This is a genomic window from Planococcus sp. MSAK28401 (genome assembly GCF_018283455.1).
Classification (GTDB): Bacteria; Bacillota; Bacilli; order Bacillales_A; family Planococcaceae; genus Planococcus; species Planococcus alpniumensis.
Genome location: NZ_JAAMTH010000008.1, coordinates 1 through 20,795, shown reverse-complemented (window position 1 = coordinate 20,795; position 20,795 = coordinate 1). Strand labels below are relative to the sequence as shown.

The 20,795-nt window shown below is 41.7% G+C and carries 22 protein-coding genes and 1 pseudogene; 10 read left to right on the top strand and 13 right to left on the bottom strand.

From position 1 onward, the window contains the following. Positions 1 to 97 precede the first annotated feature (97 nt). Both G3255_RS18630 and G3255_RS18625 read right to left on the bottom strand, forming a co-directional pair. Positions 98 to 2,212, bottom strand: coding sequence for a heavy metal translocating P-type ATPase (locus G3255_RS18630; protein WP_182093511.1), 2,115 nt, complete (start codon positions 2,210 to 2,212; stop codon positions 98 to 100). Continuing rightward, a complete protein-coding gene (locus G3255_RS18625; protein WP_068487673.1) occupies positions 2,209 to 2,586 on the bottom strand; it encodes an ArsR/SmtB family transcription factor in 378 nt (125 codons plus the stop codon). Before G3255_RS18625 ends, G3255_RS18630 begins: the two co-directional genes overlap by 4 nt. Before the next feature lie 171 nt (positions 2,587 to 2,757). On the opposite strand from G3255_RS18625, the gene G3255_RS18620 reads away from it, so the two are divergent. The 5 genes from G3255_RS18620 to resA all read left to right on the top strand — a co-directional run bounded on the left by G3255_RS18620 (position 2,758) and on the right by resA (position 6,200). Beyond that, positions 2,758 to 3,315 carry a copper resistance CopC family protein gene (locus G3255_RS18620; RefSeq protein WP_068487672.1) on the top strand — a complete coding sequence of 186 codons (558 nt, stop codon included), beginning with the start codon at positions 2,758 to 2,760 and terminating at the stop codon, positions 3,313 to 3,315. Then, positions 3,316 to 4,410 carry a CopD family protein gene (locus tag G3255_RS18615; protein ID WP_101189070.1) on the top strand — a complete coding sequence of 365 codons (1,095 nt, stop codon included), beginning with the start codon at positions 3,316 to 3,318 and terminating at the stop codon, positions 4,408 to 4,410. A gap of 25 nt (positions 4,411 to 4,435) precedes the next feature. Beyond that, positions 4,436 to 5,113: a DsbA family protein gene (locus tag G3255_RS18610; protein WP_068487670.1), complete on the top strand. Its 678-nt coding sequence runs from the start codon at positions 4,436 to 4,438 to the stop codon at positions 5,111 to 5,113. Beyond that, positions 5,113 to 5,553 carry a disulfide oxidoreductase gene (locus G3255_RS18605; protein ID WP_068487669.1) on the top strand — a complete coding sequence of 147 codons (441 nt, stop codon included), beginning with the start codon at positions 5,113 to 5,115 and terminating at the stop codon, positions 5,551 to 5,553. Before G3255_RS18610 ends, G3255_RS18605 begins: the two co-directional genes overlap by 1 nt. Positions 5,554 to 5,657: 104 nt before the next feature. Then, positions 5,658 to 6,200, top strand: coding sequence for a thiol-disulfide oxidoreductase ResA (gene resA / locus G3255_RS18600; RefSeq protein WP_068487668.1), 543 nt, complete (start codon positions 5,658 to 5,660; stop codon positions 6,198 to 6,200). Between the two features lie 282 nt (positions 6,201 to 6,482). Here resA and G3255_RS18595 read toward each other — a convergent pair whose 3' ends face one another. After that, positions 6,483 to 6,974 (bottom strand): GNAT family N-acetyltransferase, encoded by a 492-nt coding sequence (locus tag G3255_RS18595; RefSeq protein ID WP_068487667.1) that lies wholly within the window; start codon positions 6,972 to 6,974, stop codon positions 6,483 to 6,485. A gap of 571 nt (positions 6,975 to 7,545) precedes the next feature. On the opposite strand from G3255_RS18595, the gene G3255_RS18590 reads away from it, so the two are divergent. Then, positions 7,546 to 7,941 carry a DUF5348 domain-containing protein gene (locus G3255_RS18590; protein WP_069576885.1) on the top strand — a complete coding sequence of 132 codons (396 nt, stop codon included), beginning with the start codon at positions 7,546 to 7,548 and terminating at the stop codon, positions 7,939 to 7,941. Between the two features lie 189 nt (positions 7,942 to 8,130). Beyond that, positions 8,131 to 8,493 carry a YolD-like family protein gene (locus G3255_RS18585; RefSeq protein ID WP_211656105.1) on the top strand — a complete coding sequence of 121 codons (363 nt, stop codon included), beginning with the start codon at positions 8,131 to 8,133 and terminating at the stop codon, positions 8,491 to 8,493. Between the two features lie 216 nt (positions 8,494 to 8,709). Here G3255_RS18585 and G3255_RS18580 read toward each other — a convergent pair whose 3' ends face one another. The 7 genes from G3255_RS18580 to mobQ form a co-directional block, all read right to left on the bottom strand. After that, positions 8,710 to 9,168: a JAB domain-containing protein gene (locus G3255_RS18580; protein WP_211656104.1), complete on the bottom strand. Its 459-nt coding sequence runs from the start codon at positions 9,166 to 9,168 to the stop codon at positions 8,710 to 8,712. 557 nt (positions 9,169 to 9,725) lie between these two features. Next, positions 9,726 to 9,947 carry a hypothetical protein gene (locus G3255_RS18575; protein ID WP_211656103.1) on the bottom strand — a complete coding sequence of 74 codons (222 nt, stop codon included), beginning with the start codon at positions 9,945 to 9,947 and terminating at the stop codon, positions 9,726 to 9,728. Between the two features lie 75 nt (positions 9,948 to 10,022). Then, positions 10,023 to 10,322 carry a hypothetical protein gene (locus G3255_RS18570; protein ID WP_211656102.1) on the bottom strand — a complete coding sequence of 100 codons (300 nt, stop codon included), beginning with the start codon at positions 10,320 to 10,322 and terminating at the stop codon, positions 10,023 to 10,025. A 329-nt stretch (positions 10,323 to 10,651) separates the two neighbouring features. After that, positions 10,652 to 12,271 carry an ArdC-like ssDNA-binding domain-containing protein gene (locus tag G3255_RS18565; protein WP_211656101.1) on the bottom strand — a complete coding sequence of 540 codons (1,620 nt, stop codon included), beginning with the start codon at positions 12,269 to 12,271 and terminating at the stop codon, positions 10,652 to 10,654. Further along, entirely contained in the window at positions 12,261 to 12,485 is a 225-nt protein-coding gene (locus tag G3255_RS18560; RefSeq protein ID WP_182093514.1) for a hypothetical protein, read from the bottom strand. Before G3255_RS18560 ends, G3255_RS18565 begins: the two co-directional genes overlap by 11 nt. An 18-nt stretch (positions 12,486 to 12,503) precedes the next feature. Continuing rightward, on the bottom strand, positions 12,504 to 14,471 hold the full coding sequence (locus G3255_RS18555) for a VirD4-like conjugal transfer protein, CD1115 family (RefSeq protein ID WP_249222393.1): 1,968 nt from the start codon (positions 14,469 to 14,471) through the stop codon (positions 12,504 to 12,506). Between the two features lie 28 nt (positions 14,472 to 14,499). Then, positions 14,500 to 16,566, bottom strand: a complete 2,067-nt coding sequence (mobQ, locus tag G3255_RS18550) for a MobQ family relaxase (protein WP_211656100.1) — start codon at positions 16,564 to 16,566, stop codon at positions 14,500 to 14,502. A 218-nt stretch (positions 16,567 to 16,784) separates the two neighbouring features. On the opposite strand from mobQ, the gene G3255_RS18545 reads away from it, so the two are divergent. Beyond that, positions 16,785 to 17,021, top strand: a complete 237-nt coding sequence (locus G3255_RS18545; protein ID WP_211656099.1) for a hypothetical protein — start codon at positions 16,785 to 16,787, stop codon at positions 17,019 to 17,021. Beyond that, on the top strand, positions 17,002 to 17,265 hold the full coding sequence (locus G3255_RS18540) for a hypothetical protein (protein ID WP_211656098.1): 264 nt from the start codon (positions 17,002 to 17,004) through the stop codon (positions 17,263 to 17,265). Before G3255_RS18545 ends, G3255_RS18540 begins: the two co-directional genes overlap by 20 nt. A gap of 305 nt (positions 17,266 to 17,570) precedes the next feature. Here the strand turns inward: G3255_RS18540 and G3255_RS18535 are convergent, their stop codons facing one another. The 3 genes from G3255_RS18535 to G3255_RS18525 form a co-directional block, all read right to left on the bottom strand. Beyond that, on the bottom strand, positions 17,571 to 17,723 hold the full coding sequence (locus G3255_RS18535) for a hypothetical protein (protein ID WP_211656097.1): 153 nt from the start codon (positions 17,721 to 17,723) through the stop codon (positions 17,571 to 17,573). Between the two features lie 80 nt (positions 17,724 to 17,803). Next, the gene (locus G3255_RS18530; RefSeq protein ID WP_211656096.1) at positions 17,804 to 18,268 is read right to left on the bottom strand and encodes a hypothetical protein; all 465 of its coding nucleotides are present in this window, start codon (positions 18,266 to 18,268) and stop codon (positions 17,804 to 17,806) included. After that, the gene (locus tag G3255_RS18525) at positions 18,261 to 19,070 is read right to left on the bottom strand and encodes a ParA family protein (RefSeq protein WP_211656095.1); all 810 of its coding nucleotides are present in this window, start codon (positions 19,068 to 19,070) and stop codon (positions 18,261 to 18,263) included. Before G3255_RS18525 ends, G3255_RS18530 begins: the two co-directional genes overlap by 8 nt. A 1,054-nt stretch (positions 19,071 to 20,124) precedes the next feature. On the opposite strand from G3255_RS18525, the pseudogene G3255_RS18520 reads away from it, so the two are divergent. Continuing rightward, a pseudogene (locus tag G3255_RS18520) lies at positions 20,125 to 20,795 on the top strand (primase C-terminal domain-containing protein); the annotation flags it as partial.

Sequence of the window (20,795 nt, the reverse complement as noted above, 5' to 3'; positions counted from 1 at the left end):
TCTATCCAAAAGAGCCAGCCGTTCAATAAATGAACGGCTGGCTCTTTTTATTAGTTAGGATTCCAGGATAAAACGATCCGGGTTATGCGGGGTTGGCTCAATATTTGGTTTTCATGAGGCGCAGAGAATTCAATACGACAATCAATGTGGCACCCATATCAGCAAATATGGCCATCCATAGTGTTAACCATCCAGGAATGATTAACAGCAAGGCTAGCAATTTAAGCCCTAAAGCAAAAGCTACGTTTTGAAAGATGATTTTCAAAGTTTTTCTGCTTAACCCAATAGTATAAGGGAGTTTATCTAAATCATCTGCCATAAGTGCGATATCTGCCGTTTCTAACGCTGTGTCAGTCCCGGCCCCGCCCATGGCAATTCCGACAGTAGAAGTTGCTAGTGCCGGCGCATCGTTTACTCCATCGCCAATCATTGCAACCTTGCCAAACTGTTTTCGTAAAGATTTAATGGCATCTAATTTATCTTCGGGCATTAAATCTGATCTAACTTCAGTCAAATGAAGTTTATTGCCGATTGAAGTAGCTGCCAGTTTATTATCACCTGTGAGCATAATCGTTTTCTGAATGCCCAAATCGTATAGTTTTTGAATGATAGTAGAGCTAGCGGATCTGACCTGGTCTTCTACTGCTATATATCCTTTGATCCCAGTGTGGGACCCTAACAGCATTACGGTCTTGCCGTCAGCTTGAAGCGCTTCAATACCCGCTGAAATTTCAGGTGACCGTTCTAATTCAGCTGTAAACAGATGAGGACTGCCAATGTAATACAGTTGGCCGTCGACTTCGGCTTTTGCGCCTTTGCCGGTCATGGACTGGAAGTTCTCTACTTCAGCTAAAATAATATTGGAGCTCTGCGCTTTTCGCAAAACAGCAGCCGCCAGCGGATGTTGAGAGAGGTTTTCAATGGATGCAGCTGTTTTAAGGACTTCTTTTTCAGTCATGGTTGACAGGGAAACAATATTCGTTACTTCGGGAGTTCCATGCGTTAGTGTCCCCGTTTTATCAAAAGCAATGACTTTGAGACGGCCAGTTTCTTCTAAGTGGATCCCCCCTTTAATCAATACGCCATTTCTAGCAGCATTGCCGATTGCTGTGACAATAGCGACAGGCGTAGAAATGACGAGAGCACAAGGGCACCCCACAACTAGAACTGCTAAGCCGCGATAAATCCATTCGTTCCATTCCCCATTTATAAGTAAGGGGGGGAGGACAGCGACTAAAAGGGAGATAATTAATATAGCTGGTGTGTAATACTTTGCGAACTTGTCTACGAACTGCTGGGAAGGGGCACGCTCTGCCTGGGCTTCCTCAACTAAGTGAATAATCTTTGCAATCGTAGTGTCTTCAGTTCTCTTGGTGATCCGGACTTCCAATGCACCCTCTTCATTGAGTGTGCCTGCAAATACTTCATCTCCAGCACTTTTATGGACAGGCAAAGATTCGCCTGTAATTGCTGCCTGATTAATTGACGAATTCCCTTTTGCGACAACGCCGTCCATTGCCAATTTTTGTCCTGGTTTAATGATCATGATGTCACCGACCTGAATGTCCTCTACATCTACTTCGAACTCTTGTGTTCCACGTTTGATTGTAGCTGTATTAGGTGCGATGTCCATTAGTGAACGAATGGAGTTTCTTGCTTTGTCCATGGAGTAGGTTTCCAATGCTTCACTGATTGCAAACAAAAAGACTACGACAGCACCTTCTCCCCATTCGCCAATAACTGCAGCTCCAATGACCGCGATGGTCATTAACGTTGTCATATCGAATTGGAACTTAATAAGATTTTTAAGCCCTTCCTTGAAAAGACTGAGACCGCCTGTCAAAATCGCTAGACCAAAAAGGCCGATAGTAATAACTTCTTCTTCGCCAATTTGAAGTGATGATATATAGCCGAGAATCAAAAAGAAGAGAGAAACCATGGTGGTTTGATTCGCTCGTTGCTTCCAAAACGGCTCTTTGGTTTCAGGCAATCGTTGGTGTTCAGGATATACCAGGATGCCATCGAAAGAACCGGCTTGCTCTAATTGTTCAATTGAGGCTTGTCCAGCGATGGTGATTTTTGAAGCTCCAAAGTTTAGTTTCACGTCTTCAACTGTAGGAATTTCTCGGATGTTTTTTTCGAACTTAGCGGCACAGCTGGTGCAGGATAGATTTTGGAGCTTGTAAATGTGTTGGTCCTGAGTTTCGCTCATTTGTATCGGTCCTCCTCTGCATGCTCGCAAGCAATGCGGACTAACTGGTGCACATGATCATCAGCTAGTGAATAAAAAACCAATTTCCCGCGTTTTTCATAATCTGCCAATCCCATATTACGCAAATAGCGCAGATGGTGCGAAGCAGTAGCTGTGGTTGTCCCTAGAATATTGGCCACGTCACAAACACATAATTCTTTTTCCAGTGTCAAAGCATAAGCAATTTTCAGTCGGGTCGCATCAGAAAGTGCTTTGAAGATTAACTCCACCCCACGAATGCCGACCATCTTAGGTTGAACCCTTCCAATCACTTCTTCGTCATAACAGAAAGTTTGGCATGTATCATTCTTTTTACTAATTTCGATTTCCTCCATTTTTACACCTCATTCAAATGTTCGTTTGAGTATTAGTTTAGAAAGAGTTCGTTGATTTGTCAATTCTAATATTCAAACGATTGTTTTAATGTTCAAAGATTCTTGGTAGACTTTATAAGAGGGAAAGTGGCTTATTAAATAAAAACAACCCATTCTGGAGGTTTTTAGCAAATGAAAAAAATATGGATAATGGCAGTATTGATACTGCTTATGTGTTCGACTACTGTTTCTGCTCATACTGCACTCGAAAAAAGTGTGCCGAGTGATGGAGCTACAGTGACTGAAGAACTTAATGAAATTGTTCTTGAATTCAATACCGCCTTGGAGAAAGGCAGCAACTTTACCGTGGAAAACCAAGAGGGCGAGGAAGTTCCTTTCAATGTTCAGCTCTTGGAACAATCAATGAGTGGGAATCCTAAGGGCAGCATGCCTGATGGGGACTATACTGTGAAATGGAAAATAATCGGCGCGGATGGGCATCCAATTGAAGGTATTTTAAGCTTTACCGCAAAAACAGGAGAGGTGAAGAAAACAGAGGATACAGAAGAGCAAATTACAGGTTCCCTTTCAGAGGTACCAACTAAAGAAACACAAACCTTTGAAACGGATCAGCAAACTAGCGAAACGACAACATCCAGTCCTCCGTATGCCGTAATAATCATTTTTATTATTTTGGCGATAATCGCAGCTGGTACATTCATGTGGGCGCTGGAGAGGCGAAAAAGTTAAATGATCTGGCTATACATAGCTGAAATGCTTCTATATCTCTGTTTTTCGCTTTTAATTGGCTCGTTGCTTATTCACTTAGTTCCAGCCAATAAAAAGCCGGATCTGGTAATAAATAAACGCGTCCTACAAATTTCCATCTTGGGCATTGCTTTTTTATCGACAGCTCCCGTCATTCGGCTTGTAGTATTTCTATACGAAGATATCGGTCTTTTATTGACCGTTCAAAATGTAGTCGGGGAATTCGAGGTAGGGCAAGCGTGGTCAGTAACGGTTTTAACTTCTCTTTTTTTCTATTTTTTCGTATCAGTTACTCCCGTTTTTAAGAGCAAAGTATTGATCGTTGTCTCCCTCGTTTTTACTTTTCTGCTCCTTCTCGCGTTGGGATGGGGAAGCCATGCAGCTTCATTAACAGATGGAAGTGGATTTATTTTTCATACTTTACACTTTACAGCTGCAACGGTTTGGATAGGTATTTTACTTATTGTTAGCTGGTTTTCAGTGTCTTCTAAAAACTGGCTCCCATTTATAAAATGGTTCACTCCACTTGCTATCATATGTTTAATTATCATTTCGGCTTCAGGATTATATATCATGACTTTGGCGTTGAATTTAAAAGACTATACGGATGCGTGGCAAATGCCATATGGCCAAGCAATTTTAGTGAAACATTTATTAATTCTTCCAGTATTACTCTTTGCTTTCATCAATGGCGTATTCATTAGAGCGAAATTAAGCAGAGGGAAAAAGGTAAATCCATTGCCTTGGGCCAGAGCAGAAAGCGTTGTATTGTTACTTGTATTGTCGGCAACTGCAGTATTAGGGCAACAAGAACCTCCCCATTCAATCGAATCGTTTATAAGAATGAATGGAGCTTCCAATCTTTTTGCTTATTTTCATACTGGTTCGATGGATACTGCGATGCATCTGCAATTTGAGTGGAGCATTCTTGGCGTTTTATTTTTGTTTCTCGGCACAGCCTTTGGCAGTCTTGTCATTTATAGTTTCAAGCAAAAAATCCCTGTATATTTGACATTGGTGATGGGATTGTTTTGTGTGTTGAGTTTTTATGTAGGCTTAATGCTCAGCGTTGGATAATAAAAGTAGAAAAGAGGATATAAAAATGGGAAATAAATCGAAGCAATCTAAAATGAAATGGATCGTCCTAGCAACCGCTGTATTAGCAGTAATTGTATCCGTCATAGTGGTATTTCTGAATCAAGAGGAAGCACCCGCTGTAGAAACAGCACAAGTGGATGTTTCCGGACAGCCCACTTTAGGTGAGGGCAATGCTCCAGTGACAGTAGTGGAATACGGTGACTTTAAGTGCCCATCTTGTAAAGCTTGGGGAGAAATGGTATATCCTCAGCTTGTAGAGGACTATGTGGAAACAGGAAAGGTGAAGTTTTCTTATATTAATGTATTTTTTCACGGAAATGAGTCTGTATTAGGTTCTTTGGCTGCGGAGTCGGTTTATGAGCAGAGCCCAGAAATTTATTGGGAGTTTCATAAAGCTCTTTATGATGCCCAACCAGTAGAAGACCATGATGCCGCATGGATTACTCCAGAAAAATTGATGGAAGTAGCATCAGCATTTCCAGAGATTGACCAGGTTCGTCTAAAGGAAGACATCGAACAAGTGTCACAACAAGAACAGCTCCAAAAGGATGAAGCTCTAGTGGAAGAAGCTGGTGTTTCTCAAACACCTACTATTTCAGTTAACGGCCAACAATTGGAAGACCCCTTTGATTATGATGCGATCAAAGCCTTGATTGATCAAGAATTGGAAGGTGCAGAGTGATGGCGAAAGAACAAGGACAGTCTGGAAAAACGGGGATTCTACTCTATAGTGCGTGGTTTGTTTCCCTAGTAGCGATGCTGGGAAGCCTATACTTCAGTGAAGTGCAAGGTTTTATTCCGTGCGAACTTTGCTGGTATCAACGGATTGCCATGTATCCCTTAGTGCTGATTTTGGGCATTGCAACCTTTACAAACGACACTAAAGCGCCTCGTTACGTTTTGCCACTCTCCCTTTTGGGTGGGAGTATTTCCGTTCTGCACTACTTGGAACAAAAAATTCCTGGGTTTGGTGGATTCAAGCCCTGTGTCAATGGGGTTCCATGCAGCTCAGAATATATCAATTGGGCAGGTTTCATCACGATTCCATTCTTGGCATTGATTGCCTTTGTTTTAATCACGGTAACTATGCTATTACTGGCATTTAGAGAATCTCGTTCTTAATCTGTATATGCATCTCAAGTTATTCTGTCTTTGCTGCGAGGTTTAACAATTTCTATGGTTTTGGGTCTAGTAAAGATGAAAGATTAGTACTGAGGGGGGATCGTATGGCTGTAAGAAAAAAGCAACGTTTAATTTTGAGAAGTGTTATCTTGCTTGTCATGACGGGTGCCATCATATTTACGATTTATAATGCACTAACGAAAGAGCAAAGTGAGGTATTACAGGTAGGAGACAAGGCACCTGATTTCACCTTAACTGACTTAAATGGGCAGCGCCAGCAACTATCTGAGTATAGAGGACAAGGAGTTTTTGTAAACTTTTGGGGAACTTGGTGCAAACCATGTGAGAAAGAGTTTCCATTGATGGAAAAGCAATACCAGAATTACAAGGATCAAGGCGTGCAAATATTGGCTGTAAATATTGCTCAGTCTGACTATGAAGTGAAACAATATGCAGAACAAAAAAACTTAACCTTCCCAATTGTTATTGATAAAAATAAAAGTGTAATGGAGGCATACAACATTCGCCCACTTCCTACTACCATGTTGATCAATCCAGATGGAGATATCGTAAAAATCATTACCGGTGAAATGTCGGAGGAAGACATAAGAAGGTACATGGAAGAGATTAAACCAAAAGCTTCCTGAAGGGGTTAATAAGAGAACAGATCTCTGTTTAAATTCCTTTGTTTTAAAGCAAAGGCCTATGGAATTTTTTCCTTGGCCTTTTTTTATTGAAGCGTATTTAAAACAAGCCCGACGTTTTAGTTTAAGAGCTTTAAGAGATCGAGTGACACAATTAAATTTTAGAAGTTGAGGAAGAATTATCTTTTAAAAAACTGAACTGACCCCCGATTGGTAGACACTTTAAGAAAGTGACTACCAGTCGGGGGTTTTTTCTGGTTATATTATTTGAAGCGTGTTTATAAGCTAAACTGTGAAGAATCTTTGAATCGGTCCAGGCCATTGGTCTAGATAAAATTCCGAGTAATTATTGTTAGTATACTCAGAAATTACCTCTCTCCAAAACTTTTGAGCTGGAAGGTTGGTTTCAAGTTCCGCCACTTCCCAAGTATCTTGAAAGAGATTGAAAATATGAAAGGCTGCTCGTTTTCCAACACCTTCTTTTCGATATTTTCTCATTACAAAAAACTCACACATTTTCATATAAGAAGGATTACTTGCATCTTCAACAGTTATCTTACGTACCAAAGCAAATCCTGCATACTTACCGTCCACTTGAAATAAAAATGGATAGTGGTTTGGTTCGTTCCAATAACAATCCAGATATTTATAGCCAAACAATCCATTTTCATCTACATCTTCAGATTCAAACTCTGAAAAATCATATTGGTACAATTCCAATAAATTCTTTAAAATCTCTTTCCGTTCCACGATTGGTTGAATGATTTCAATTTTCATTATTATCCCCCATATAAGTAGTTTATTTATTAGATAATAAACTTTAAATGTGAAAAAAGTGTCGAGTATAGCTAGTAATTTAAATGTTCTGATTGAAATTACGATGGAGAATTAGCAGTTATATAAATAGAAAGGGCTAAGTAAGTCTGGTTAAAGCCTACTTTGTTGCCCTTTTATCTATGACTCTTAAAAGAGAATCCATAAAGATAGAGGAGTAAAGTGAACTTTGGTGTACTCCATATCTAAATATATAGAATAATTACTTAAAAAAGTACAGAGAGGTGCCGGAATAGTGATTCGATTTGATCGATATGAAGAAAATCGGCTATATTGAGGATTTACAGAGAGAGAGCTAGAGGTTATTTTAACGATACTGGAAAAAATTCTGAACAATGAAATCACAAGGCGAATGGATGTATTGACAACGACTTTTCGAAAAAGAAAAATAGAAGAACGCGAATCAAAAGGTAAAGAATGAAAAAGATAGCTTAAAGTTCAGTGTATAAATGCGATATAATAGAAAGAACTTGTTCATCCGAGAAACTGCAACAAACATTGAGGGGGCATTTACTTGAGATTAGAAGAGGCCAAGAAAAAGTTGGCGGCTACGTTGCCTGCTTTAAAAGGGATATCAAAAGAAGAAGAGTTTGAGCACGACCATGAAGATCCGGAACAACGCTTTGAAGAGCGAGAAATTCGGAAAGTGGCAGACCATCTGTATAGCTTAATTTATTCGGTTGAGTACCTTCAGAAACCGATTCAAGCCAGTGGAAGAGTTATTAAACGGTCAGACGGACGTTATGAAATCGAAGGCGCTGAAGATTACTTTACGTCGGGCAGTCCCCTTGAAATCTGGGATGAATCACAAGAAATATACGCACGAACACGAATTGAGCATGACGGTGAGGATTACTTTGCGGTAGGCATCAAACAACCTTTGGAGGGTCTACAAGCAAGATGTCGATAATATAAGAGACTCTTTCTGCACCAACAGCAATAAACTTAATGATTTGATCCGAAAAATAGCGAGAACCCATTTTCTTGGTCTTCAAGAGAATGGGTTTTTGTATGCTTATTTATAAAGGGAGGATTCAGAGCGTTTCTAAAGTGGTATGATAAGAACGTATGTTCTTTTTAATTGAAAGGAGGCGATAGCATGAAAACAACGAAACACACAAAACAAGTAGGGGCTGTCAGCGATCGAGGGTTAATTAAATGGCAAGGGATGCTGCTGACGGAACACGTCCGGTTAATCAAAGCATTTTACGAGGAACAGGACCAGGTGCCGAAACCCGAATTAACCGAGTTTGATTTGCAAGCCATCCAGGAAGAAGTGGAAATCGCCATGAGGCGAAGATGTGAGGTCCAACTGAAGACATGGAAAAACGGCGCGTTTTTTACGCATACTGGCGTAATTCAAGAAATCGATTTGAGGAATGGGCAACTGGTTTATGAAGACGAATCCGGACGGCAGCGATTGCCGGTTGAGAGCTTGGTAGGCATTCAGTTGGTGGATTGATTCAAATAATCAAAAGGAACTGATTGATGCAAAGCAGGTGGCATCGATCGGTTCCTTTTTCCTTGCTATTGTTTCAGCGCAGCTATGAAGTTTGCGGAATCTCCCTTACAAAAGGCAAATCCCGTGTCTGAGATTTGCCTTCTGAGGGATTTATCTTTACTTGGACGATAGATGATACGATTCATTTCGTCTGAGAAGCCTGTAGGGACGGGGTTTTTAGATTACCCCAAGTTCCCTCAAGGAAACGCCGTCTTTTTGGCTCACAATCAGTGAATCCAATACTTCAATGCCAATCAGTTCGCCGGCATCCATCAATCGCTTGCTGACAGCTAAGTCTTCAGTGGAATACTGGCAGTCGCCGGAGGGATGATTATGCGCTACTAAAATGCTTCCAGAGTTATTCAAAATGGCAGCTTTGAACACGTCGCGTGGATGAACGATGCTGGCGTTCAAGCTTCCGATATGGCAACGATGAACCACCGAGATTTCATTTTTGATGTTCAAGCAGATGACCAAGAAAACCTCCCGGTCCTCATCTCCTATGAGAGCTTTCGCAAAATTGATGGCATCTGTGGAACTCTGAATGCGTTCGGGGAGGACGCTTTTGTAGGTTTCTTCGACTTCTTTCACTTCTTGTTTAATGCGTGTGATTTCAATGATTTTTTCGAGTTTCATGGGGTATCGCTCCTTTTTGGTTTTGTCCGCCGGGCGGGAATGGTCCCAAAAGGGATTATTTTTTGCCTTTTGGTAAGGAGGACGGCCACACCCCATAGCCGACCAGTCAAGGGTCCCAGCACCAAAGTTTTTTAGCGAAGCCGGTCTAAAAAAGTTTGGTGCCCCTTGACTGAACACGGGCTTTGTCGGCTCCTGTCTTGGCTTGAAATAGGGATAGGGCGAAGCCAAGGAATCTGTCCGTATTTCGAGCTTAGACAGGCTGGGGCTGTGTACGCTCCGGTGGCCAAAAGCAAAAAATAACGACAAAAGGCAGCCGTTTCGGCTGCCTTCCCATTTGCTCGGTCTTCTGTTGTTCGACTCGTTCACCCGTTAAGAAAAGGACAGGAATCTAGGGGCTGTTTCCGACAGGTTACAGCCCCTGATTATCGGCTTTTTTAGGGGGAAGCGACACATAGAGCGCCTTGAAACGACGGTTGCTAGGCGCTCTTGTGCAGTCGCCCGTGAAGATGCTCTGTATATCCTATCAATTAAACATCAATCGGTATTTGCTAAAAAGATCAAGGCGAAAAAGATGAGACCATATTCCAGTACATCGATTTCTTATTTCCTTTTTTAAAATCATCCATACTTCGCAGAAAAAAGATCAGGGACGGAATGATAAAAAAGAAATGAAAGAGCCATCGCCAGTAAAAACTACCGATTAGCAAGGCGAGTCCAATAAACATCAAAGGGATTTCTCTTTTTGGGATTTCGGATTCTTTTTCTTCAGGATTTTTCAATAGATTCCTCGTTTCTTTCGCTCCATTCAGCGAAGCCTTAATGGATTCAACAGGTCATCGAGCGTTCGTCCGCGTTCAGTACTGTAAATGTCTAATTTTTTGTCTATAGCGAGTGCGAACCATCCGGTGTAATGCATCTGCTGGCTTGGATTGAATGACTTCTTTCGCATAGGAAAGTTCAATGGGGGCTAATCCTTCGTTTGCTCGCTTTTCGTTCAAATGAGCAACGGTTTTGGAAATACTGCCGATATAGGCATAGTGTTTAATGATTTGTTTTTCAAGAGTTTGTTCACCATAACTCTCGGCGAGGAACACGTATTTTTCTAACCGGGTAATTTCAGACTTAGCTTTGTACACAGTGGGCAAAATTCTCATCTACTAATCTCCGTTCTACAATAGTTTTCATTTGAGTGGTGTCTTTAACATAATGTTTTTTCTTTTTATTGTAAATAATACAAAAATTAGAAATTGGATAAAAATAACTAGTAAAAGGTTTGATTTTTATAGATATATCACTTTTAATTACTTAAATTCTAAATTTATTAATGAAAAATAACACCAGTTTTAATCTTTTTCCGATTTAAAATGTAATAAAGGGGGATCATTTTACAAAATTAAGCTTAATAGCGTGCGTAACCCAGTAAATTCATGTTCTGACATAGAAAAAGCATTGGAGAAGGAATTCTTCTCCAATGCTTTTTAACTCAACGCTCTAATTCATTTTCTTTTTCTTTCGTTTTTTCACCTTTGTTCAATTGAGCGAAGGCTTCTTTTAGTTCAGAGGTCTTCCCATGATTCGGATTCAATTCGTTCAGGTGTTTTTGTAAATCATCCTTGGACTGGATCTGCGGATTTTTTACCAATTGCCATCCGATGGTGACGCCGTGCTTCGCTTCTGCTTGTAAATTCGGTTGCTTCAGCACGCGGCTCAATCGTTCATTTAAATGCTTTTCATTAAGTTGCTGAAGGCGAGGGGCTTCTTTGTGTTGAGAACGGCTCAAGTACCGGTCAGTGTTCAACGATTGGGCAAGTGCAGCTTTTCCAATAAATCGCTCCCCTTCAGCTTTTTTATGGAAGGTGCGCTGCGAACTTTCGCCGCCTTCTACGGTCACGGCGTATTTCCCTTCGTCCAGTTTCGTCACTTCCAGGACATCTTCAACTTTTTGATACTCCTGGACCAACTGCCCTTTGTTTTCCAATACATTTAATACCGCATAACGATCGTCCAATTCACTTAGCGGAAGAATTCGATTCGTGTTGGTCCGAAGGGTGAAGTGCTGATCCCGTTCGTTCTGTTCAACGGTCGCGAAAACGACGAGTCCATTTTTGGCATCCAACAGCTGCAAGGTCGGTTTATCTTCAAGCGATAGTTTCAACTTGGTTTCGACCGATTCCTTCACCTGTTCAGGATTGATGGATTGATAAAAATCTTGAATCTTTTCGTTCTGTAGCGAGTTCACGTGTTCAATCGTCGCACGGGAGACATCTTGTACTTCTTTGATGGCTTGTTTAGCCAAGTTCAAATCTTGCGCCCATGTGGCGATGTACCCTGTGGAGGAAAGGTCGGTATCGAAGCCATAGTACTGGGAAACGATATAGGCTGCGCATTCGGCCTGCGCTTCTTTATGGCCTCTTGGCAGGTCTTTGATGTCGCTTTCCTTATGATGGAGCTGACTGTGCGCATATTCGTGAATCAAGACACGGAATTTTTGCTCAGTGTTCTTGGAAACAGCCGTATTGATGACAATCTCCTCTTTTTGAGGACTGAAATAACCGCCGTACGTCTGCCCTTCATGTGCTTCTTCCCGAATGGTTAATGGCTGTGAGTTCTCATTCGTTTGATGGATGAAACGGTCATATAGTTCCTTCAAGGATTCAGATGAGGTTAAGTCTTTTTGGATAAAGTCTCGGACATTCGGAATCTCTTTTCCGTCGGTTTGTGAGACATCGAAGACTTTGCCGATTCGAAAGCCCGTGATGCTTTGCCGAACTTCGGATTGAGGATCACCATTCTTATCGCGCAGCACTTCACCTGTCTGTTCGTTCACTTTTTGCACTTCGACTTTCTTAAATGAAGGGACCAAGATATCAATGCTCTTTTCCCCTTTGTTAACGTGACGCCCTAAGGCTTGCCATTGTCTGAATCCACGAACCATCGTCGCTTCAGGATTTTGCCCGGCAATCATCAGCACGTTATTGAACGAGTATTGGTGGCCACTGGCCATGACATTGAGCATGTCCTGGAATCGGTTGTTTTGAAACATCTCTTCGAGGTTTCGTTCCAGCCGGTCATTAATTTCGGTCAAATCCACCTTAGTCGACATAGTTCATCACGTCCTTTCTGACATACCAAGCTTCATAGAGGGGTTCGGCTCGTCCTGGAATCCGAACCGGGCTATAACAGGTAATCGCATACTCTTGCACGTCTTCTTCAAGGTCAATCAGACCTTCATATGTAAGTGCCTCAAACGGCACAGGATCGTAAAAGCTCAAGATCCGTTTATCACTCGCGAGGATTTCGCTAATCGTGACAAGCATCGGTTTCTCCCCTTTCGCTTATAAGAGCGTACGTAAATCCGTCGCTTCCTTTTCCTTTAATCGGTCTTCAATGGACCGTTCTTCTGTTTCTTCTTCTTGCATGGCTGCCCATTCTTCTTCAAGTCCATCGTCCGTTAAATCAAACAGGTCCGATTGATCAATCTCTTCTTCAATCACATGTGTTGTCGTGCCTCCTGAGGCGAAAGGAGATTCCTTCGTCGGTTCAGGAGATGTTGGAACCGTAAAAGCTGATTCTTGCTTCAGAGTTGGTTCTGAAGCGACAGAAGTGTGTTGCTGAACGTAGGAACCGAACACTTCGGACTGCCATGCTTTTTGCAGCTTCATCGGATGCAAGCCACTGACAAACAAATAACAATCATTCTTGGCAATGCTCGCTAAGTCCCCTTCCGGGATCAAGGAGCGCTTCACGTACTGTTCAGATTGGCTTTGGCTGGCACTCGATTTCCCACTCATAAAACCTCCACTTTGACTGGAAGAGCCTGTCTGGATCTTCGCCGTCGTTTCGCCAGCGAGTTGGGAGAAGTACTTAATCGTCTCCATATCTTTACTTCGCAGGAACAGCAGCGTGTCGTGGTTGGATAAGATGGAGCGAGCCATTTCTTTCCCATACAGCGATTCAATCTGTCCATTGTCCTGGACAATGGTGTTCATCGATAAGCCCAATCCCCGGCACGTCGCCAAGACCCGTGCGTATTTCTCGATTTTCCCGATGTTCGCAAATTCATCCAATAAGAAGATGGTCGGGATCTTCAATTGCCCTCGGTTTTCATCGGCCAGTTTATAAAACTGCGAAATCAATTGATCGAAGAACACAGATGTTAATGCTGTGAACGGGTTTTCGTCCATCGGGAGCTTCACATAGAGAATGCTTTTCTGTTCCTGAAACTCACGGAAGTTGAAATCGCTCGTGCGCGTCATTTCGCTAATTTTCTTCAGCGTGAAAATACTGACTTGCGAAGCAAAGGACGAAGTGACACTCGTTCGGGTGTTCCCACCGAGCGTCGTTAAGCCTTTCAATAGCTGATAAGCCGGATGATGAGGACCGAGTTCTTCATCGACCCACTGACGGAACGATTCCTCGTCTGGGGAGACTCGTTCATTAAAGACATTCAGCACGTCTTGCATGCTGGCGTTTGGAATTTCGGTTTTGCAGTAGACAATCAATCCCGCCAGCATTTTCTGCGCACGTTCCATAAAGAAGTCTTCTTTGCCATCCTTGGTCGAATTTTTGGCGATCGTGACGGAAACGCTTTGCGCATCCTGGTCATCAAAGACGTAATCGAGCAAGTTGTAGTTGTCTTGATTGAAATTGATGAAGTCGATTTGATACACCTTGTAGCCTTGTTTGCGCTTGATTTCAGCTGTTTGTTCGAAGAGCTCACCCTTTGGATCGGTAACAATCAAGGTTTCCTCATGGTTATTGACGAGATTCGGGATGACGTATGACTGTCCTTTACCACTCCCGCTGGATCCGACGATGTAAACGTTTCGGTTATCAATCTCCGTGGATCGGGGAATGATGAGCACTTGTTTCTTATTCGGCACTCGGCCGACAATCAATCCGTTCTCCAAACGTTCCACGGTCTTTTCGGGTTGTTTCGATTGGTATGTGTGGTGTTTGGAGAAATATTTACCGTTCAGCACTTCAGATGGCTTTGTGAATCGAGCCGATCCGTGAACGCCGAAATCATGCGCATCTTCATACGTATGTTCCACCAAACGCATTTTGGAGAGGAACCATCCGAAGAAGACGACCGTGAGGATCGCCACCAACAGTTGGGATTGCTGATCGGTTTCTGTGAGGAAGGTCAGCGTTCCTTGTACGTCCAGAAGAAGTGCATTGAGCCCTCCCCCTTCTTTCAAGAAGCGCAAGAGTCCTGTTAGGGCATATCCAATCAACAAGGATAGAAGAAACGTAACGGCGATTTTCTTGCCGGCGCCTTTTTGTAAGGTTTTTTTCATCATGAAGTTCACGCCTTTCAATAGTTCGCTTTTACAGTTCAAACTCCAAGCCGAGTTCACGGCGAAGTTGTTTGTCTTTGGATTTTCGACGAAGCTTCGTCGGCGAAGCCATCTCGTGTTGTGCCGCCTGGTGCTGGTCGCGTTCAGCTTGGTCAATCAACTGTTCGATCAGTTCGGTACTCGCTCGTCCCGTTGGGAAGTGAGAAAGGGATTTCTGTGAGCTGCCTAAGCGTTCAGCAAATCGAGCCTCCGGTTTTGCTTGGTAAGCATGATACGCCATCGCTTGTTTGCTTTGTTCTTTCTTCGCCACTTGCAAGCACGCTTTCAAGGTCGGCGCTTTTGTCAGCTTGTTCTGTTGCGTGTAGTGCTTCAGTAGAGCCGTTTTCATCTCTAACGGAAGTTGCTCGACGTCTTTTAGCAGCTTCTCTTTCGCTTGTGGGAACGTCTCCCGAATCAAAGCGTTGAGTTCTTGATCCATGTGCTTCGCTTTCGCCTCGTAGCGTTCAATCAATTGCTGGGTCGTGTTCAGTTTGACGGACGTTTCATAAATCGCTTTGAGGTCTGTGCCGTCTTTCACGAGCTGTTCTTTTTCACTGCCGAGCTTATTGCGAATCAACGCTTGGATCCGGATTTGCTCACTGGCTTTCTCGCCTTGCTCGCACGCCTTTTTCAGTTCCTGCAGCTGCAAGTGCTGATTCACTTCATGAGCTGATGGAATGGCTGACAGGTCGTTCGTCTGGATTGCTGTCAGGACATTCGACTTGTACGCCACCGTCCGGTCATTGTGCGCAAATCGTTCCTCAATGTCCGGGAACAACTCATTAAAGGTGTTATGGACGATTAAGCTTTGCGCTCGGTACGTTCTCTCAGCATGTGCCACGACTTGATCGACCGTTTGTTGGTCTTTCTCAACGGAATCCGTTAGCGATTCAAACGCATCCAAACGCTCGGTGAAGAGCGAACGGAAGTCAGACGAAGTGAATCCTTGTTGCTTCACCACAGAGAAATTACGCTCTTGATATGCCTTGTGAGAGGCGTTCAAAATGGCATGCGTGACCTGGGCTTCGACTTGTTTCGGTTCGACTTTTCGTTCTTCCCAGCGATACAAACCCTGCAGCTGATCATGGACCGAATCGAACGAGAAGTTTTCTTTCAGACGCCCTTTCATGAAGTGCCAGCTCTTTTCGTAGTCCTCGTTCAATTGGGCGGTAACTTCGCTTGTGTGACGATGCAGGACGTGCTGAACATCTGCCTGTTTCTGCTTAGCAGACAGAAAGACAATTTTATCATTTAGCTGAGCAATTTCGGCGTTCTTTTTGCGGATTTCTTGATTCAATTGATGATAGAAGGTCTGCGCTTCAATCCCTTTTTCTTCTAAGCGCTTCACGTATTGGTATTCATTTCGTTCCAAGCGAACCTCAGCGATTTGGTCGAGCCCTTGTGCTTCAAACGAAAGCGCTGAAACGGTTTGATCGATGCCATGTTCTTTAAATGATTCATTGATGGCGTCCGCATAGTGCATGCGCCATTTCACCAGAGTTTCGCGTTCGTTCCAATTGGTAGACGGAACGGTTTGGAAGACTTTCTCGCCTTGTTCATCGCGAAGGATGTCGCCGTTTTGGTCGAATTCGTATTGGCGTGTTTTCTTTTGCCCCCACGTACCATCTTCATTGAACGGACGAACCGTCAGCATGATGTGCGCATGCGGATTGTGTTCTTTGTCTCGGTGAATGGCCACGTCTGCGACCATCCCCTCTTCGACAAATTCCTCTTGAACGAACGATTGGACGAGTTCTTGTTGAGCGTCTTCCGGCAACTCGACTGGCAACGCAATCAGCACTTCACGAGCGAGTTGTGCGTTCCAGGCTTTCTCGATCTTTTCTACTTCATTCCAAAGTTTTTCACGTTCCAATGTCCACTCAGGGGCATGATCCGGTTTGAGGATGAACGAGATTGGAGCCACTTCACGCTGCTGATAGCTTTTCATTTCTTCATCACGCTCGGAATACAACTCTTCCCCACTTCGGTAACTGGCACTGGCCACGGCGGATTGGGTTTTCTTGCTGATGATATTCGCTTGCAGACGGAAATAGCTCACGTTCTCTCACCTCTTTTTCTGTTTAAAATATCCGAAGGCGACAACCCAAACCCGGAAGGGCTTTGGACCAGGTCACCACCCCGAATGTCGGGTGGTGTATAACTGGGCACTCGCTTGGAAGCTCGGACTTATTATATCATAATTTTTCCCTTTTTCGTGGATTTTATTTATATATATGTTAAATTATTTATATATAAATAAATAAGGAGTGAAGAACAATGGCAAACAACATTGAAAAGATCACCAGCATCGAAGAGCAAATCGAGAGATTAAAGGAAAAGCGAAAAAGTTTGGAGAAGCAAATGCAGCAAAACATCGGGGCTGAAGTGCTGAAGATGTGGAACGTGGAATCAGAACAGGAAGCCATCGAGTGGATTCAAAAGATGGCTGTTCAAGTAAACGGCAGCGAAAACCAAGCTGAGGCGTGGGATGGCCATGAATCCGAAATCCGATAACCTGGCCAAGTCTCAGGAGCTCAAGAAGCAAATCACCGATCTTCAGAAGAAAAAACATCAGCTACAAAACGAAACGCAGCGAAGAGCGAGCTGGGAACAACGAAAAGCGAGAACGAAACGATTAATCGAGACAGGAGCGCTGGCTGAAAAGTATTTTGGATTGGATGACTTCACAATTGAACAACGAGAAAAGATCTTCCAAACATTCTCTGAGTTCGTGAAAAGCAAAATTCAAAAGCGTTGAGTGTACACTCTTTGATATTTGAACTGCATTTTATGTGAGAAACCAAAAAAACACCGGAACTAGGAAGCTCTGTGCAAACAGACTTCTTCAAGTTTTGGTGTTTTTTAGTCATATGCTTTTTGCTTTTCGACTCGTTCAGCCGTGAAGAAAAAGACAGGAATCTAGAGGCTGTTTCCGCAGGATTACAGCCTCTGATTATCGGCTTTTTTAGGGTGAAGCGACACGTAGAGCGCTTTGTAACGCAAGTTACTAGGCGCTCTAGTGCAGTCGCCCTCGGTGGGGTTTATAGAGTTTGAAAACTGTATTTAATCTTCAATAACTTCAATTATAGTCCAATTATTGAAATCGAAGTTTTGTAAGTCGCTCTTCTGTTTTTCAGCGTCCTCAAAATTTTCAAAAGTAAGTTCTTTTCCTTCTTTTGTAAGAGTCGTTCCATCTTCAGAACGAATAATGTACATTGAAAACTCTCCTTTCGTGAATAGTAAAGATTTTTAATCTCAAAAAAGTAGAAATATCTACCTTTGTTAGGTAGATATTTCTACTTTTTTATATTTGAATTTGTTGAATCTTCATTAAGAAAATCTGTCATGTATTCAATTTGTTTTTTCTGTCGATCTGTTAATTCATTCTCTTCGTAGTAGTCTACAAGCTTAGAAATAATTGCATACGTTTTGTTTTCATCCATGAATTTACCAAGGATACCTATTTTAGTGTGGAGATCATGAGGTAGTTTAATGGATTTCACATTGTTGTTTTTGCCAACCACGCCTTTTCTTCTAGTGGCTTTCTTTTTAGGTTTGCTTTCAACTGGCTTGTCGCTAGTTTCTTTTTTTTCCGGTTGGACCTCTGTTCTTTTCGGTCCAGCTTCAATTTCTTCAGTTGATGAGACAGTTGCATTTGAAAACTTAAAATCATTGTTACTAGTCACCACCACAGGTGATGGTCTTTCCATAGATTTGGTTTTCCTTTTAATTAATGGACCTTTTTTAGAGCTTTCAGACATTTGTTTCTTCCTCCTCAAATCGAGCAAGCTTCTCTTCCATTTCATCAACCACATCTAAAAAAGTTTGATGAGCTTTACGATCGTGATGGTCGTCATTTTTTATACCGGTAACATCCCAAGCTTTCAGACGCTCTAAGTGTTTTATAACATTGGAAAATACATTATCTTCTCCAAATAGCTCTGTCGCTCTTTCGACAGTAGTTTGATCTACTCTACCGCCAGCTCTTAAAAGAACCGGAAGAACACCCAATACTTGGATATCAGCTTCATATTCATCATGCATAAATTGAAGATAAGAAACATAAGTTTCAGCACCCTCTAATGAAAGTTCTTGGGCTTGAAGAATGATTAATACATAGTCTGAAGCCATCATTGCATTATCTGAGTAGTCACTAATTGTTGGAGGTACATCGATAAAAATATAATCATAATGTTCTTTCAGTGGGTCTAATAGTCTTTTTAACAATGTTATTTGTTCAAGGTCCGTTTTGAAGTTTTGGTACAAGAATTTTGAGAAGTTTTTAAAAGATACTGCAGCTGGTATTAAATCAAGGTTTTCATTAACTTTTAAAATTACGTTTTCTAAAGTGCCTTCCTGAAATCCATCAAATATTGTCTTGTTGATTTCGGTGATTCCTGCAGAACGAGCAATTAGAGTACTCGCATTTCCTTGAGGATCCATATCTACTAATAGAACTTTCTTATTGTGGACATTTGCATATTCCCAACTAGTCATTACAGATACTTTTGTTTTCCCTACTCCACCTTTAAAATTTCCAACTACAATTGTTTTAGCTGTCATTTTATTTCCTCCTACCCTTCCTAACAAACTTCTACCTAACAAACTTCTACCTAACAAACTTCTACCTAACAAACTTCTACTTCTGTATATTTCTGATAATAACATAAGTAGAAGTTTGTGTATATGAGAGATAATTTGTAATAAATTTGTAATATAAGCTTATTCATTCCAACAAAGGTAGAAAAGTAGAAATATCTACTTCTGCGAGAATGATGTTCATTCTAACAAAGGTAGAAAAGTAGAAATATCTACTTCTGCGAGAATGATGTTCATTCTAACAAAGGTAGAAAAGTAGAAATATCTACTTCTGCGAGAATGATGTCTATTCTAACAAAGGTAGAAAAGTAGAAATATCTACTTCTGCGAGAATGATGTCCATTCTAACAAAGGTAGAAAAGTAGAAATATCTACTTCTGCGAGAATAGCGTTCATTCTAACAAAAGTAGAAAAGTAGAAATATCTACTTCTGCGAGAATGATGTTCATTCTAACAAAGGTAGAAATATCTACTTTTGTTAGTAAGGAAAATTTCTTTAAAGATATTTATTCCTTTAATACCAAGGTCTCAGAGAAGAGAAATAATACTTTTTAATTCAATGATTCTAACAAAGGTAGAAAAGTAGAAATATCTACTTCTGTGAGAATGGCATCCATTCTCACAGAAGTAGAAAAGTAGAAATATCTACTTCTGCGAGAATGGTATTGATTCTAACAAAAGTAGAAAAGTAGAAATATCTACTTCTGCGATAATGGTATTGATTCTAACAAAAGTAGAAAAGTAGAAATATCTACTTCTGCGAGAATGGTATTGATTCTAACAAAAGTAGAAAAGTAGAAATATCTACTTCTGCGAGAATGGCGTTCATTCTAACAAAAGTAGAAAAGTAGAAATATCTACTTCTGCGAGAATGGTGTTCATTCTAACAAAAGTAGAAAAGTAGAAATATCTACTTCTGCGACCTTAAAAACCTTGATTTGACGCTATTTACACGATGTTTTCATTCCTATACGGTTAGGAAAAGAAGCATGAGAAGTCGATGAAGGGGAAGGTTTAGATGAATAGATTGTATGAAGTAGTAGATACTGTTTTAAAAAATGGAATCTATTCTTACAAAGTTAAGAATTCTAAAATAAGCCTTCCACTTCGAGTTGAAGCTGTTAAAAAGGCTAACAAAAGAAAAACTGGAGCAATCGGTGTTGTTCGATCTAAAGAAGATCTTTCTACACCTTCAGGTGTTAAAGGCTATGTTGTCACGTCCCTAGAAACTCTCTTGGAGGACGCTTCTTTGGTTTCACATTGGAATCCCAACGTTTATAACTACATAAGGTATTCAGATGAAAAAAGAAGGTTCCTCAAGGGACACGAAGAGAAGAACCTCCAACAGATCAATACCTTTGTCGTCGATATCGATACCAAAAAACAGCCGTATACGGAAATCCTGACGGCTGCACTCGATCATAGCGTCGGCGTACCCACACTTGTCTTGGAAACCCCGAAGGGCTTTCAAATCTATTTCGTCTTGGAAAAACCGTTGTTCATCAGCAATCAAAACGATTTTCGCGGACTAAAAGTGGCAAAACGCATTTCCGAAAACATTAAACAGAGCTTGGCCAAGGTCTTGCAAGGAGTCGACATCTCCTGTAATGACTTTGGCTTTTTCCGCATGCCTAACGAAGATAACATTCGGTGGTTCTCTGAGGAGATGGTCTATGACTTTGGTTCATT